General features: G+C 52.9%; 15 protein-coding genes and 1 pseudogene. 12 read left to right on the top strand and 4 right to left on the bottom strand.

Translation table 11 applies throughout. The annotated features are described in order from the left end of the window. Positions 1-263: 263 nt before the first annotated feature. The 10 genes from rsfS (at position 264) to lipA (ending at position 10,096) form a co-directional block, all read left to right on the top strand. Entirely contained in the window at positions 264-581 is a 318-nt protein-coding gene (gene rsfS / locus DG357_RS06385; RefSeq protein ID WP_003858696.1) for a ribosome silencing factor, read from the top strand. 3 nt (positions 582-584) lie between these two features. Beyond that, on the top strand, positions 585-1,052 hold the full coding sequence (rlmH, locus tag DG357_RS06380) for a 23S rRNA (pseudouridine(1915)-N(3))-methyltransferase RlmH (RefSeq protein WP_003858701.1): 468 nt from the start codon (positions 585-587) through the stop codon (positions 1,050-1,052). 28 nt (positions 1,053-1,080) lie between these two features. Further along, on the top strand, positions 1,081-2,982 hold the full coding sequence (gene mrdA, locus DG357_RS06375; RefSeq protein WP_028012338.1) for a peptidoglycan DD-transpeptidase MrdA: 1,902 nt from the start codon (positions 1,081-1,083) through the stop codon (positions 2,980-2,982). A 2-nt stretch (positions 2,983-2,984) separates the two neighbouring features. Beyond that, positions 2,985-4,097, top strand: coding sequence for a peptidoglycan glycosyltransferase MrdB (gene mrdB / locus DG357_RS06370; RefSeq protein ID WP_013097590.1), 1,113 nt, complete (start codon positions 2,985-2,987; stop codon positions 4,095-4,097). Between the two features lie 16 nt (positions 4,098-4,113). After that, entirely contained in the window at positions 4,114-5,223 is a 1,110-nt protein-coding gene (gene rlpA, locus DG357_RS06365; RefSeq protein WP_088205155.1) for an endolytic peptidoglycan transglycosylase RlpA, read from the top strand. 138 nt (positions 5,224-5,361) lie between these two features. Continuing rightward, the gene (gene dacA / locus DG357_RS06355; RefSeq protein WP_028012336.1) at positions 5,362-6,573 is read left to right on the top strand and encodes a D-alanyl-D-alanine carboxypeptidase DacA; all 1,212 of its coding nucleotides are present in this window, start codon (positions 5,362-5,364) and stop codon (positions 6,571-6,573) included. Between the two features lie 105 nt (positions 6,574-6,678). Then, positions 6,679-6,942 (top strand): DUF493 family protein YbeD, encoded by a 264-nt coding sequence (gene ybeD / locus DG357_RS06350; RefSeq protein ID WP_003858718.1) that lies wholly within the window; start codon positions 6,679-6,681, stop codon positions 6,940-6,942. 94 nt (positions 6,943-7,036) lie between these two features. Next, positions 7,037-7,678 carry a lipoyl(octanoyl) transferase LipB gene (gene lipB, locus DG357_RS06345; protein ID WP_028012335.1) on the top strand — a complete coding sequence of 214 codons (642 nt, stop codon included), beginning with the start codon at positions 7,037-7,039 and terminating at the stop codon, positions 7,676-7,678. A gap of 291 nt (positions 7,679-7,969) precedes the next feature. After that, positions 7,970-8,923 carry a YbeF family transcriptional regulator gene (locus tag DG357_RS06340; protein ID WP_041910920.1) on the top strand — a complete coding sequence of 318 codons (954 nt, stop codon included), beginning with the start codon at positions 7,970-7,972 and terminating at the stop codon, positions 8,921-8,923. Positions 8,924-9,130: 207 nt separating this feature from the next. Further along, positions 9,131-10,096, top strand: coding sequence for a lipoyl synthase (gene lipA / locus DG357_RS06335; protein WP_028012333.1), 966 nt, complete (start codon positions 9,131-9,133; stop codon positions 10,094-10,096). Between the two features lie 81 nt (positions 10,097-10,177). Here lipA and tatE read toward each other — a convergent pair whose 3' ends face one another. Further along, entirely contained in the window at positions 10,178-10,378 is a 201-nt protein-coding gene (gene tatE / locus DG357_RS06330) for a twin-arginine translocase subunit TatE (RefSeq protein ID WP_028012332.1), read from the bottom strand. 125 nt (positions 10,379-10,503) lie between these two features. Further along, on the bottom strand, positions 10,504-11,292 hold the full coding sequence (locus tag DG357_RS06325; protein WP_088205156.1) for a deaminated glutathione amidase: 789 nt from the start codon (positions 11,290-11,292) through the stop codon (positions 10,504-10,506). Between the two features lie 67 nt (positions 11,293-11,359). Between DG357_RS06325 and crcB the strand changes: the two genes are divergently transcribed. Further along, on the top strand, positions 11,360-11,743 hold the full coding sequence (crcB, locus tag DG357_RS06320) for a fluoride efflux transporter CrcB (protein WP_041910922.1): 384 nt from the start codon (positions 11,360-11,362) through the stop codon (positions 11,741-11,743). A 218-nt stretch (positions 11,744-11,961) separates the two neighbouring features. Here the strand turns inward: crcB and cspE are convergent. Both cspE and pagP read right to left on the bottom strand, forming a co-directional pair. Then, positions 11,962-12,163 (bottom strand): annotated as a pseudogene (cspE, locus tag DG357_RS06315) (transcription antiterminator/RNA stability regulator CspE). Positions 12,164-12,353: 190 nt separating this feature from the next. Beyond that, positions 12,354-12,971 carry a lipid IV(A) palmitoyltransferase PagP gene (gene pagP, locus DG357_RS06310; RefSeq protein ID WP_047363730.1) on the bottom strand — a complete coding sequence of 206 codons (618 nt, stop codon included), beginning with the start codon at positions 12,969-12,971 and terminating at the stop codon, positions 12,354-12,356. A gap of 393 nt (positions 12,972-13,364) precedes the next feature. Here pagP and dcuC point away from each other — a divergent pair, with 393 nt between their 5' ends. Continuing rightward, entirely contained in the window at positions 13,365-14,732 is a 1,368-nt protein-coding gene (gene dcuC / locus DG357_RS06305) for an anaerobic C4-dicarboxylate transporter DcuC (RefSeq protein ID WP_028012328.1), read from the top strand. Positions 14,733-14,780: the final 48 nt, after the last annotated feature.

Below are 14,780 nucleotides of genomic sequence, written 5' to 3'. Positions count from 1 at the left end.
GGGCATAAAAAGCAGCATATTGATTATCCTGCCTTGACAGGTTAAGCCATACTGTTATCCTCCGCTGCCAGACTTTCCCGCCGATCGTTGCTTTACAGAAATTGTTTTACAAAAATGGCGATGCAATCTCAGGCGGAGGGTGGGATGATACCCGCCTTCAAAAGCCCGGACGGTGACATTTGTCCCGACAGGGGCGTCAGTTCAGGTATACTGTCTGGCCACGAATTCATAGTTGTACAATCTCATTCACCCAGGGGGAAAACTTGCAGGGTAAAGCACTCCAGGATTTTGTTATCGACAAAATTGATGACCTGAAAGGTCAGGACATCATCGCTATCGACGTTAAGGGTAAATCCAGTATTACCGACTGCATGATTATCTGCACCGGTACCTCTACGCGTCATGTTGTTTCGATTGCCGACCATGTGGTTCAGGAATCGCGCGCAGCAGGACTCTTACCGCTTGGCGTTGAAGGTGAAGCGACCGCTGACTGGGTGGTTGTTGACCTCGGCGATGTGATTGTCCACGTCATGCAGGAAGAGAGCCGTCGCCTGTATGAGCTGGAAAAACTCTGGGGTTAATGCGTGAAGTTGCAGCTGGTCGCCGTCGGCACCAAAATGCCGGACTGGGTACAAACCGGTTTTACTGAATATCTGCGTCGTTTTCCCAAAGACATGCCGTTCGAACTGGTGGAGATCCCCGCCGGGAAGCGCGGTAAGAACGCGGATATCAAACGTATTCTCGACAAAGAGGGTGAACTGATGCTTGCTGCCGCAGGCAAGAACCGCATCGTCACCCTTGATATTCCAGGTAAACCCTGGGATACGCCGCAGCTGGCGCATGAACTGGAGCGCTGGAAGCAGGATGGCCGCGACGTCAGTCTGTTGATTGGCGGACCTGAAGGGTTATCCCCCGCCTGCAAAGCGGCAGCAGAACAAAGTTGGTCTCTCTCTGCGCTGACGCTGCCCCACCCGCTCGTGCGGGTCCTGGTGGCGGAAAGCTTGTATCGCGCGTGGAGCATTACTACCAACCACCCCTATCACCGCGAGTAATGACTGACCAGGGTAGATTAAGCAGCGGATGAAACTACAGAATTCTTTTCGCGACTATACGGCTGAGTCCGCGCTGTTTGTGCGCCGGGCGCTGGTCGCCTTTACGGGGATTTTGCTGCTTACCGGCGTGCTGATCGCCAACCTTTATAATCTGCAAATTGTCCGCTTTACCGATTACCAGACGCGCTCTAACGAAAACCGCATTAAGCTGGTGCCTATCGCACCCAGCCGCGGCATTATCTACGACCGTAACGGCACCCCTCTGGCGTTAAACCGCACCATCTATCAAGTCGAGATGATGCCGGAGAAGGTCGATAACGTGCAGAATACGCTGGAAGCGCTAAGGAGCGTTGTCGATCTTAACGATGATGATATCGCGGCCTTCAAAAAAGAGCGCGCCCGCTCTCACCGTTTCACCTCCATTCCGGTTAAAACCAATCTGACGGAAGTCCAGGTCGCCCGTTTTGCGGTGAACCAGTACCGCTTCCCCGGTGTGGAAGTGAAGGGTTACAAGCGTCGCTACTATCCTTACGGATCCGCGCTGACGCATGTGATTGGCTACGTTTCCAAGATTAACGATAAAGACGTCGAGCGCCTCGATAAAGACGGCAAGCTGGCGAACTACGCCGCGACGCATGATATCGGCAAGCTGGGGATCGAGCGCTACTACGAAGATGTCCTGCACGGGCAGACCGGCTATGAAGAAGTTGAGGTCAACAACCGTGGCCGCGTCATCCGCCAGCTTAAGGAAGTGCCGCCTCAGGCGGGACACGACGTCTATCTGACGCTCGATCTCAAACTGCAACAGTATATTGAAACCCTGCTGGCGGGCAGCCGCGCCGCCGTGGTGGTCACCGACCCGCGCACCGGCGGCATTCTGGCCATGGTTTCTATGCCAAGCTATGACCCGAACCTCTTTGTTGACGGCATCTCCAGCAAAGACTACTCCGGCCTGCTGAATGACCCTAACACCCCGCTGGTGAACCGCGCCACGCAAGGCGTTTACCCGCCGGCATCAACGGTTAAACCGTACGTGGCGGTCTCGGCGCTGAGCGCGGGCGTCATCAACCGCAATACCAGCCTGTTTGACCCGGGCTGGTGGCAGCTACCGGGCTCTGAAAAACGCTATCGCGACTGGAAGAAATGGGGCCACGGCCATCTGAACGTTACGAAATCTCTGGAAGAATCTGCGGATACCTTCTTCTATCAGGTGGCGTATGACATGGGTATTGACCGCCTGTCTGAGTGGATGAGCAAATTCGGCTACGGACATTACACCGGCGTGGATCTGGCTGAGGAACGGTCAGGCAACATGCCAACCCGCGAGTGGAAACTAAAGCGCTTCAAGAAGCCGTGGTATCAGGGTGATACCATACCGGTGGGTATCGGCCAGGGTTACTGGACGGCCACCCCGCTTCAGATGAACAAAGCGATGATGATCCTCATTAACGACGGCGTGGTGAAAGTTCCGCATCTGCTGCAAAGCACCGTTGAAGATGGCAAAAAAGTGCCGTGGGTGCAGCCCCATGAAGCGCCGGTAGGCGACATCCATTCCGGCTTCTGGGAAATAGCGAAAGACGGTATGTACGGTGTGGCAAACCGTCCAAACGGAACCGCGCACAAGTATTTCGCCGGTACGCCATATAAAGTGGCCGCGAAATCCGGTACGGCGCAGGTCTTTGGCCTGAAAGCCAATGAAACCTATAACGCACACCGCATTGCCGAACGTCTGCGTGACCATAAGCTGATGACGGCGTTTGCCCCTTATGATAACCCGCAGGTGGCGGTGGCAATGATTCTGGAGAACGGCGGCGCTGGCCCGGCGGTAGGGACCATCATGCGCCAGATCCTGGACCACATTATGCTGGGTGATAACAACACCGAACTGCCGGCTGAAAATCCGGCCGCCGCTGCGGCGGAGGACCAATAATCATGACGGATAATCCAAATAAAAAATCGCTGTGGGATAAAATTCACATCGACCCAGCCATGCTGCTGATCCTGCTGGCCCTGCTGGTTTACAGCGCCCTGGTTATCTGGAGCGCCAGCGGCCAGGACATCGGCATGATGGAACGCAAGATCGGCCAGATCGCGATGGGTCTGGTCATTATGGTGGTAATGGCGCAGATCCCGCCGCGCGTCTATGAAGGCTGGGCGCCCTATCTCTACATCTTCTGTATTATTTTGCTGGTGGCGGTAGATGCGTTCGGTGCCATCTCAAAAGGGGCACAGCGCTGGCTGGATCTGGGCGTTGTTCGTTTCCAGCCCTCGGAGATTGCCAAAATCGCAGTCCCGCTGATGGTGGCGCGCTTTATCAACCGCGACGTCTGTCCGCCGTCGCTGAAAAATACCGCTATCGCCCTGGTGCTGATATTCCTGCCGACACTGCTGGTTGCGGCGCAGCCTGACCTCGGCACCTCGATCCTTATCGCCCTCTCCGGCCTGTTTGTCCTGTTCCTGTCGGGCTTAAGCTGGCGTCTGATTGGTATCGCGGTGGTGCTGGTTGCAGCGTTTATCCCTATCCTGTGGTTCTTCCTGATGCATGACTACCAGCGCCAGCGCGTCATGATGCTTCTGGATCCGGAAACCGATCCGCTCGGTGCGGGCTATCATATTATTCAGTCCAAGATTGCGATTGGCTCCGGCGGCCTGCGCGGTAAAGGCTGGCTGCACGGTACCCAGTCGCAGCTGGAGTTTTTACCGGAGCGCCACACCGACTTTATCTTTGCGGTACTGGCGGAAGAGCTGGGACTGGTTGGCATCCTGATCCTGCTGGCGCTCTACGTGCTGCTCATCATGCGAGGTTTGTGGATTGCGGCCCGCGCGCAGACCACCTTCGGCCGCGTCATGGCAGGCGGACTGATGTTGATTTTATTCGTTTATGTCTTCGTAAATATTGGTATGGTGAGTGGTATTCTGCCGGTGGTAGGCGTACCGCTGCCACTGGTGAGTTACGGAGGCTCGGCACTGATCGTGTTGATGGCCGGGTTTGGTATCGTGATGTCGATCCACACCCACAGAAAAATGTTGTCAAAAAGCGTATAAAAATAAGGGGATCGGAATGCGTAAGCAGTGGCTGGGTATCTGCATTGCGGCAAGTTTACTTGCGGCCTGTACAAGTGATGATGGTCAGCAACAGGCAACCGTCGCGCCGCCGCAGCCTGCGGTGTGTAATGGCCCAATCGTTGAAATTAGCGGTGCCGATCCCGTTTATGAACCGCTGAATGCCAGCGCGAATCAGGATTACGAGCGCGACGGCAAAAGCTACAAAATTGTGCAGGATCCGTCCCGCTTTAGCCAGGCTGGCTTTGCCGCCATTTATGATGCTGAGCCGGGCAGTAACCTGACGGCATCGGGTGAAACATTTGACCCAATGCAGCTGACTGCGGCGCACCCGACGCTACCTATCCCTAGCTACGCCCGTATCACCAACCTGGCGAACGGCCGTATGATCGTCGTGCGTATTAACGACCGCGGCCCGTACGGTAATGACCGGGTGATTTCCCTGTCCCGCGCGTCTGCCGATCGCCTGAATACCTCGAACAACACCAAAGTTCGCATTGACCCAATTATCGTGGCGCAGGATGGTTCGCTCTCCGGGCCGGGAACCGCGTGTACCACGGTGGCGAAACAGACCTATGCCCTCCCCGACCGCCCAAATCTGGACGGCGGCATGGGAAGCGTCTCCTCGCCGGCAGAGCCTTCTCAGCCGGCGGGAGAAATACGCCCAATCAGCAATGACACGCTGCAAAGCGATGATGCCACTGGCGCACCGGTAAAAAGCAGCGGCTTCCTTGGCGCACCAACGAACTTAGCCTCGGGCGTGCTGGAGAGCAGTGAGCCGACGCCAGCCCCTGTTGCCGCCCCCGTCGTGCAGCAGCCTGCCCCGGTAACGGCTCCGGTCACGACCCAGAGCGCAGCCGTTGCCGCTCCCGCAGCAGCCAGCGGCGGCTTTGTCGTCCAGGTGGGCGCAGTGAGCGATCGGGCCCGTGCCCAGCAGTATCAGCAGCGTTTAAGCCAGCAGTTTGGCGTGCCAGGACGCGTTGAGCAAAACGGTGCGGTCTGGCGTATTCAGATGGGGCCGTTTGCCAGCAAGTCGCAGGCGGCATCCCTGCAGCAGCGTTTGCAGAGCGAGGCACTGCTGCAGTCCTTTATCGCTGTTACGAAGTAATTATTCGGCGGTATCCGAAATGTCAGTTTGTGTAAAACACATTCACAAACTCATGCTTAAAGTCGGATGCCTGCCTGAATAGCATTTGCTATAGTAAGGCACTTTTTTAATTCCATCACGGATGTCGTAGTTCTGACCATGAAGACCACTTTTTCTGCTCGTTTTGTGCAGCGCATGGCGCTGACCACGGCCCTTTGCGCGGCTGCACTCTCTGCAGCTCATGCTGATGACCTGAATATCAAGACCATGATCCCTGGCGTTCCGCAAATCGACGCGGAATCCTACATCCTGATCGATTACAACTCTGGCAAAGTGCTGGCAGAACAGAATGCCGATGCCCGCCGTGACCCGGCCAGCCTGACCAAAATGATGACCAGCTACGTCATCGGCCAGGCAATGAAAGCCGGTAAGTTCAAAGAGACGGATCTGGTCACCATCGGCAACGATGCGTGGGCTACCGGGAACCCGGTTTTCAAAGGTTCCTCGCTGATGTTCCTGAAACCGGGAATGCAGGTTCCGGTTTCTCAGTTAATTCGTGGCATTAACCTGCAGTCCGGTAACGATGCCTGCGTGGCCATGGCCGATTTCGCCGCCGGTAGTCAGGATGCGTTCGTGGGCCTGATGAACAGCTACGTAAATGCCCTGGGTCTGAAGAACAGCCACTTCCAGACCGTACACGGTCTCGATGCAGACGGTCAGTACAGCTCCGCGCGTGATATGGCGCTGATCGGTCAGGCGCTGATCCGCGACGTACCTAACGAGTACTCTATCTACAAAGAGAAAGAGTTCACCTTCAACGGCATTCGTCAGACCAACCGTAACGGCCTGCTGTGGGATAACAGCCTGAACGTTGACGGCATCAAAACCGGCCACACCGACAAAGCCGGTTACAACCTGGTGGCCTCTGCCACTGAAGGCCAGATGCGCCTGATCTCTGCCGTGATGGGCGGTCGCACCTTTAAAGGTCGCGAAACCGAGAGTAAGAAGCTGCTGACCTGGGGCTTCCGTTTCTTCGAAACCGTGAACCCGCTGAAAGCAGGCAAAGAATTTGCTTCTGAACCCGTCTGGTTCGGCGATAACGATCGTGCTTCTCTGGGCGTGGATAAAGACCTCTACCTGACCATTCCACGCGGTCGTATGAAGGATCTGAAAGCAAGCTATGTGCTCAACACCACCGAACTGCATGCCCCGCTGCATAAAAACCAGGTGGTGGGTACCATCAACTTCCAGCTGGACGGTAAAACGATCGACCAGCGTCCACTCGTGGTATTGGAAGAAATTCCTGAAGGCAATTTCTTCGGCAAAATCATTGATTACATTAAACTGATGTTCCATCACTGGTTTGGCTAAAAATCGAACACTTGAAAGTGTGATTTTGATCCCCATATACTAAGTATCCTAATAACTCCCACCTGACGTGGGAGTTATTCTTTTTGACGTTACGCCGGAGCTGACATGAAAACCAAACTTAACGAACTGCTTGAATTCCCTACCCCGTTTACCTACAAAGTAATGGGTCTGGCGAAACCTGAGCTGGTTGATCAGGTGGTTGAAGTGGTACAGCGCCATGCGCCGGGTGACTACTCTCCGTCAGTAAAACCAAGCAGCAAGGGCAACTACCACTCGGTTTCTATTACCATCACTGCCACACATATCGAGCAGGTTGAGACGCTGTACGAAGAGCTCGGCAATATCGAAATCGTTCGTATGGTGCTGTAGTCCCTTTGCGGTTACCCGGTTTACCGGGTAACCCCTCTTCCCCTCTGTGATATACTCCCCCTCATCTTTTGTTTCTCGTCTTCGGAGACGCGTTTTGTATCAGGATAAAATTCTGGTCCGTCATCTCGGGCTGCAACCTTATGAGCCTGTCTCTCAGGCTATGCACGAGTTCACCGATTCACGCGATGACACAACCCCTGATGAGATTTGGCTGGTCGAACATCTGCCGGTATTTACGCAGGGCCAGGCGGGAAAAGCGGAACACTTATTAATGACGGGCGATATCCCGGTGATCCAGAGCGATCGTGGCGGACAGGTGACTTACCACGGTCCGGGTCAGCAGGTCATGTACGTCCTGCTTAATCTGAAGCGCAGAAAGCTTGGCGTACGTGAGCTGGTGACGTTACTGGAACAGACCGTCGTCAACACGCTGGCGGAGTATGGGATTGACGCGCATCCGCGTGCCGATGCGCCGGGCGTCTACGTTGGCGAAATGAAGATCTGCTCTCTGGGGCTACGTATTCGTAAAGGTTGTTCCTTCCACGGTCTGGCATTGAATATTAATATGGATCTTACGCCTTTCCAGCGCATAAACCCCTGCGGCTACGCCGGCATGGAAATGACGCAAATGCGCCAGTGGGTCGATACCGCTACGCCAGAAAATATACGTCCCGTGCTTCTGAAGAATGTGTTAGCGCTACTTAACAATCCCCCGCACGAATATATCCCTGCTTAATATATCATCCAGAATGGCTCGATAATTTGACGGGCCACTGTTTATTTACCGCTTTTACGCTTTACAATAATCCGCAGATTCTATATTTTCGAAGCGCCCGAATATTGCCCTTACATATTATTTAGCCTCCGGACAGCACGGCATACACAGGCTAAGTAACTTGAGTGATAATCACACAACTGTTTGTTTTTGATAAACAAGTGGAACAAAAGCAACACTTTACGAATCTCTACAAGCATAATAAATAAATTGAACTATCATTCATGTTGTGAATGTATACGGAGTGAAAGCGTGGAGTATAATAATTTACCAGCCAAACGCCTGAATGACCCTGGTGGCGAAGATAAGCCGCAAATTTTTCGGACTTTACGTAATATTGATCTCAATTTACTGACTATTTTTGAGGCAGTATATGTCCATAAGGGTATCGTTAATGCTGCGAAAATTCTTAATCTCACGCCATCGGCAATAAGTCAGTCAATTCAAAAGCTACGGGCTATATTTCCCGACCCCTTATTTATCCGTAAGGGCCAGGGCGTCACGCCAACGGCCTATGCGACACATCTCCACGAATACATCAGCCAGGGGCTGGAGTCGATTCTGGGTGCGCTGGATTTAACCGGAAGCTATGACAAACAGAGAACCATCACCATCGGCTGCTCCCCTTCTGTCGGCGTGCTGGTGATGCCCGCGATCTTCCAGGCCGTGAAAGAGCATGCGCCTCAGCTTCTGCTTCGCAATGTGCCTCTTAACGAACCTGACGTTCAGCTTGCTCAGTTCCAGACGGACCTGGTCATCGAAAGCGGCAGCTTTAGCGCCCGAGCGCTGGGGCAAAATGTGCTTTACGCGGATAACCTGGTGCTGGTTTGCCGCAAGCAGCACCCCGTCCTCAGCGAGCCGTTATCCATTGAAAACCTGCGCAACTACGACCACTCGTCTTTCATGACCGAAGGACAGTCTAACCACGCTCTGCGTCAGCGTATTGACGAAATTTTCCCGGAACGTCAGATCAGTTTCAGCAGTTACAATATGTTCACCACCGCATCCCTGATTGGTAGCAGCGATATGCTGTGCATCATGCCTTCACGCCTGTATAACCTGCTGCGGAAATGCTGGCCGCTGGAGAGTATTCCGCTAAGCCAGCTCAATGCAGAATCTATCGAGATTTCACTGCATTACAACAAGCTCAGCTTGCGCGATCCGGTACTGGAAAACGTCATCCGCATTATCCGTCAGGCCTTCTGACAGAGCGTACCCGTACACGTCCCTGCCGCTCGCAGGGCAAAAGGCACAAAACAACAACTATTTTACAAATTGGCGACCTGGCAGGCTGCTTTAACGCCCCTATAAATGATATACTGCCTGTCGTTCGTTCAAAAATAGTTGATAAATACAACATTCCCTTGAATTGAAACGCTTTCCTTCGATATTCGCAACTGGAACACGCACGCTATGAGTAAACCCATTGTGATGGAACGCGGTGTAAAATACCGCGATGCCGATAAAATGGCCCTTATCCCGGTTAAAAACGTGGCTACAGAGCGCGAGGCGCTGTTAAGAAAACCGGAATGGATGAAAATCAAACTTCCGGCAGACTCTTCGCGTATCCAGGGGATCAAAGCGGCGATGCGTAAGAATGGCCTTCACTCTGTTTGTGAAGAAGCCTCTTGCCCGAACCTTGCTGAATGTTTCAATCACGGCACCGCGACGTTTATGATTCTGGGTGCCATCTGTACCCGCCGCTGCCCATTCTGCGACGTGGCGCATGGCCGCCCGGTGGCCCCCGATGCCAACGAGCCGCAAAAACTGGCGCAAACCATCGCCGACATGGCGCTGCGTTATGTGGTTATCACCTCCGTTGACCGCGACGATCTGCGTGATGGCGGTGCTCAGCACTTCGCTGACTGCATTACTGCCATTCGCGAAAAAAGCCCGAACATCAAAATCGAGACGCTGGTTCCTGACTTCCGCGGCCGTATGGACCGCGCGCTGGATATCCTGACCGCGACGCCGCCAGATGTGTTTAACCACAACCTGGAGAACGTTCCGCGTCTTTACCGTCAGGTGCGTCCGGGAGCCGACTATAACTGGTCTCTGAAGCTGCTGGAGCGCTTTAAAGAAGCACATCCGCATATCCCGACCAAGTCAGGTCTGATGGTTGGTCTGGGTGAAACTAATGACGAAATCATCGACGTCATGCGCGATCTGCGCCGCCACGGTGTGACCATGTTGACGCTCGGCCAGTATCTGCAGCCAAGCCGTCACCACCTGCCGGTACAGCGCTACGTGAGCCCGGATGAATTTGACGAGATGAAAGCCGAAGCGCTGGCGATGGGCTTTACCCACGCGGCTTGTGGTCCATTTGTTCGTTCTTCTTACCATGCGGATATGCAGGCGAAAGGCGAAGAAGTCAAATAACGCCGTAATATTCATTTACAGTAATGCAAAAAAACCGGCCTCATGAGCCGGTTTTTTTTCGCAAGCCCTCAGGCATTGCCGTTACTCTTTGTGGGAAAGCTTCTCTGCCGGGATGTCGTCAGCGCTTTTCTTCGCAGCTGCGTCATCGTCGTTCATCGCTTTCTTAAAGCCTTTGATGGCAGCCCCCAGGTCACCACCCAGCGTGCGTAACTTCTTGGTACCAAACAGCAGGACGACCAGTGCGGCAACCACCAGCAGTTTGGTAATACTAATCTCACCCATAGATACCTTCTTTACTTAAAACAGGCTGCATTCAGCGCCAAAACCCGATCGTATTAACGGTCATTTGGCGCGTGCACACAATAGCAATCTGTAACAAGGTGAATCAAGCATTGTTGAAAAAAACATCACAATAATTGCGGTGGCGCAAAGCGACGGTTGCGAAGAACAGGTAATTGCTGACGCGCAAGCGCAACTCTTTCTAAAATTATCTCCGCCATCAGCATAACCGGCGCTTCCGCTGCGGCGGCAATCGTCACTCCCAGGGGATCAACCACCCTGCTCTGCCCGATGTTTTTATTGCCGCACTCCCCGGCGGCAACAACATAACAGGTCGTGTCCAGCGCGCGTGCCGCAAGCAGCGTAGCCCAGTGTTGCTCTTTTAGCGGCCCCTTAACCCATGCGGCGGGCAATACCAGCACCTTCGCCCCCTGCAGCGCCAGATGCACCGCCAGCTCCGGGAAACGCAGGTCATAGCAGGTCATCAACCCCACCTTAAACCCGTCGATATCAATGAGCGGTGGGACGACATCTCCCGGATCAACGCGTCGCGACTCCTGGATGCTGAACGCATCATAGAGATGAAGCTTGGCGTAGCGCGCAACAATGGCACCGTCACGAATAGCCACCAGCGTATTCACTGCGCGACCCGGCGTTGAGGGAACGTGCACGGTTAAGACGGTGGTCATCGTACTGCCTACGCTCTGAGCGAGCAGCTGTTGTAAAAATTCGCCGTCAAGGGCCTGTGCGGACTTCACGGACAAATCCGGGTCGTTATCATCCCTTGCCAGCAACGCCTCAGGAAGCACCAGCAGCGACGCGCCTTTCTGTCGGGCCTGTATCATCAGGTTAACGCACTGCACTGCGTTAACCCGCCAGTCAGGCGTGACCGCAAACTGCCCTACCGCAACATACATATTTGTCCCCTCATTATAAACAGCGTTAAACTCGCCACTCTTACACATCAAATAGCAGGTATTTAGCGTGTTACAACTCCTTTTAGCTGTTTTTATTGGTGGAGGCACGGGGAGCGTTGCGAGGTGGTTACTGAGTATGCGGTTTAATCCCCTGCACCAGGCGATTCCATTAGGAACGCTGGCCGCCAACCTGATTGGTGCTTTTATTATTGGTATGGGGCTGGCCTGGTTTAACCGGATGACGCACATCGATCCTATGTGGAAAGTCTTGATTACCACCGGCTTCTGCGGCGGTTTGACCACCTTTTCAACCTTTTCCGCGGAAACGGTTTTTCTCTTTCAGGAAGGACGTATCGGCTGGGCGCTGGTGAATATCGCGATCAACATGATCGGATCTTTCGCGATGACGGGGATCGCATTTTGGCTTTTTTCCTCTGTAAGCACGCATTAACTGCCGGAGCGTTAATGTTGGCTTAATTTTTCTCTGTCACTCTGAAGGCAATACTGAACGAGGGTGACAAATGAAACAGAGTCTGATGAGCGCAGGCATGGTGTTGTTGAGCGTACTGATCGTGGCCAGCTTCCTGAAAATTTACCTGCTTGGCTGATTCATAACGAAAAAAACCCGCTCAATGAGCGGGTTTTGAAATTCTTGCTGACGCGTCTGAATTACAGAGCGATTACGTTAGCAGCAGAAGGGCCTTTGGCACCGTTAGTGATTTCGAACTCTACACGCTGACCTTCAGCCAGAGTTTTGAAACCATTAGACTGGATTGCAGACGAACACGTCTTTGCTGCCATCTTCAGGAGTAATGAAACCGAATCCTTTGGACTCATTAAACCACTTAACGTTACCTTTAATCTTAGACATCAAAATTACCTTTACATTAAAAAACGACACAAATGCTGTGTCGGTTACCAGTACATCAATTGTGGGACCTTTTGTCCAGCGGATCTTTGACAAAAAGTGACTAAAGTCGCGTTAATTTTCACTGACAGATTTTTATCGCTTACGAATCAACGGCTGCACGTTTTTTCACCACCAGGTAATGTTTTGTCAGTTAAAACTGAAAACGCATCCAGGCGAAGTAAACGTTACCGTTGTTATACGTTCCCGGAATGTAGGTCATCTGGAACGTTGCAGGGCCGTAACCAACAGAGGCCAGAGGCAGCAATACGGGGATCGGAATGTACTTCCAGTTGTCGCGCGCGGTCACCCCGGCGGTATAGCCCAGACCAACGTGGAAGTTCTCATCCGCCAGCGGGCGCCAGGTTTTTTCCCAGCCGTAGCCGCCAATCGGTTCCCACTTGTTAAAGGAGTCTTTGAAGGCCATCAGGTAGATGCCATGCCAGTTTCCTTTTTCATCCCAGCGCGACTGACCAAAACCCGCTCCCCAGGGACGCTCGTTGTATTTATCCGTTTTCTCTTTGTCGTAAGCAAAGCGCGCATGCCACGTTATTGCCGGGACATAGAGATCATAATGTTCAGGCGCTGACCAGGTCTGCGAAACATTATCCGTAAAAGTAGAGAACCAACCTTTATCCGTCGCGTTGTTCTCTGCCTGTGCAACCGAAGAAAACGTTAACTGGCCAATAATAAACAATAAAATAGAGAAAAAAGTATTACGTACAATCACAATGCAATTACCATTCTTGATATTCGAGGCAAAGTTTAACATAGAATAATTGAACCAAGCCTTAACGGCATCACCCCTACTCTTAAATATCAGCCCGCTTTTCGGCAATATTCTTAAAGCGGCGTTCTGCTTATCCCGAATAAACCCACATCATGTACGCCTAATGTCTGTTAACGGTCTCCAGTACTAACAGGCCAGACCACACAAAAGTTTAACATTTTGTTATCATTACATAGACATGTTACGCTGTCTTTGCCGGTCAAGATCCTTATGACATAAATGCCTTACCCATGGCAAAAACGCTGTTATGCTGTTCGTTAGTCGTCTGTTTATTGATTTTAGTCAGCAAGGGCGGGCCATTAATTCGGCACATTTTCATCCTTCATTTTTATATTAATTTTTTATATCTCAGGGCAGAAAGACACAGGGGAAATCATGCTTACGTTTATCGAACTCCTAATTGGGGTCGTCGTCATTGTGGGTGTAGCTCGCTACATCATTAAAGGATACTCAGCCACGGGCGTTTTATTTGTCGGTGGTTTAACGCTGCTGATAATCAGCGCAGTAATGGGTCATCAGGTTTTACCTGCCAGCGCAGCCAGCACGGGCTACACCGCCACGGATATTGTTGAATATATTAAAATCCTGCTCATGAGCCGCGGTGGCGATCTGGGTATGATGATCATGATGCTGTGCGGTTTTGCAGCCTATATGACCCATATCGGCGCGAACGACATGGTTGTGAAGCTTGCCTCGAAACCCCTGCAGTACATTAACTCGCCGTATCTGTTGATGGTTGCCGCCTATTTCCTCGCCTGCCTGATGTCGCTGGCCGTTTCATCGGCAACCGGGCTTGGCGTACTGTTAATGGCCACGCTGTTCCCGGTGATGGTAAACGTGGGGATCAGCCGTGGGGCAGCGGCGGCAATTTGCGCCTCCCCGGCGGCCATTATTCTCTCCCCGACGTCAGGTGACGTTGTGCTGGCGGCGAAAGCAGCCGAAATGTCGCTTATCGACTTCGCCTTTAAAACCACGCTGCCGATCTCGATTGTCGCCATTGTGGGAATGGGTATCGCGCATTTCTTCTGGCAGCGCTATCTCGATAAAAAAGAGAACATCAGCCATGAAATGATGGATGTAAGCGAAATCACCACCACGGCGCCGGCGTTCTATGCCATTTTGCCGTTCACGCCGATTATCGGCGTGCTCATTTTTGACGGGAAATGGGGCCCGCAGCTGCACATTATTACTATCCTGGTTATCTGTATGCTGTTAGCCGCTGTGCTGGAGTTCGTGCGCGGTTTCAACACCCAAAAAGTCTTCTCCGGCCTTGAGGTCGCGTATCGCGGTATGGCAGATGCGTTTGCTGGCGTGGTGATGCTGTTGGTTGCAGCAGGTGTCTTTGCCCAGGGTCTGAGCACGATCGGCTTTATCCAGAGCCTGATCTCCATCGCCACATCGTTTGGCTCGGCCAGTATTATCCTGATGCTGGTCCTGGTGGTACTGACCATGCTGGCAGCAATGACCACCGGTTCCGGGAATGCGCCATTTTACGCCTTCGTTGAGATGATCCCTAAGCTGGCTCACTCGTCCGGTATCAACCCGGCTTATCTTTCCATTCCCATGCTCCAGGCCTCAAACCTGGGTCGTACCATCTCGCCTGTCTCAGGCGTGGTGGTAGCGGTCGCCGGGATGGCCAAAATCTCGCCGTTTGAAGTGGTGAAACGCACGTCAGTGCCGGTGCTGGTTGGGCTAATCATCGTCATTATTGCTACCGAAGTGCTGGTTCCCGGCGCCGCCTAAGTGAAATTCCTGATTACCTAAAAGCGCCTGCGGGCGCTTTTTGTGCTT

This window comes from Enterobacter bugandensis, from assembly GCF_900324475.1.
Taxonomy (GTDB): domain Bacteria; phylum Pseudomonadota; class Gammaproteobacteria; order Enterobacterales; family Enterobacteriaceae; genus Enterobacter; species Enterobacter bugandensis.
The sequence above is the reverse complement of the archived record's forward strand: the minus strand, read 5'-3'. Positions and strand labels throughout refer to the sequence as shown.

What these genes read in the sequence shown, in the direction of transcription:
- pagP (WP_047363730.1), bottom strand. Translation starts at nt 12,971, where the DNA reads ATGTTAAACTTTGCCTCGAATATCAAGAATGGTAATTGCATTGTGATT.
- ybeD (WP_003858718.1), top strand. Translation starts at nt 6,679, where the DNA reads ATGAAAACCAAACTTAACGAACTGCTTGAATTCCCTACCCCGTTTACC.
- tatE (WP_028012332.1), bottom strand. Translation starts at nt 10,378, where the DNA reads ATGGGTGAGATTAGTATTACCAAACTGCTGGTGGTTGCCGCACTGGTC.
- dcuC (WP_028012328.1), top strand. Translation starts at nt 13,365, where the DNA reads ATGCTTACGTTTATCGAACTCCTAATTGGGGTCGTCGTCATTGTGGGT.
- mrdA (WP_028012338.1), top strand. Translation starts at nt 1,081, where the DNA reads ATGAAACTACAGAATTCTTTTCGCGACTATACGGCTGAGTCCGCGCTG.
- DG357_RS06325 (WP_088205156.1), bottom strand. Translation starts at nt 11,292, where the DNA reads ATGTATGTTGCGGTAGGGCAGTTTGCGGTCACGCCTGACTGGCGGGTT.
- rlpA (WP_088205155.1), top strand. Translation starts at nt 4,114, where the DNA reads ATGCGTAAGCAGTGGCTGGGTATCTGCATTGCGGCAAGTTTACTTGCG.
- dacA (WP_028012336.1), top strand. Translation starts at nt 5,362, where the DNA reads ATGAAGACCACTTTTTCTGCTCGTTTTGTGCAGCGCATGGCGCTGACC.
- lipA (WP_028012333.1), top strand. Translation starts at nt 9,131, where the DNA reads ATGAGTAAACCCATTGTGATGGAACGCGGTGTAAAATACCGCGATGCC.
- mrdB (WP_013097590.1), top strand. Translation starts at nt 2,985, where the DNA reads ATGACGGATAATCCAAATAAAAAATCGCTGTGGGATAAAATTCACATC.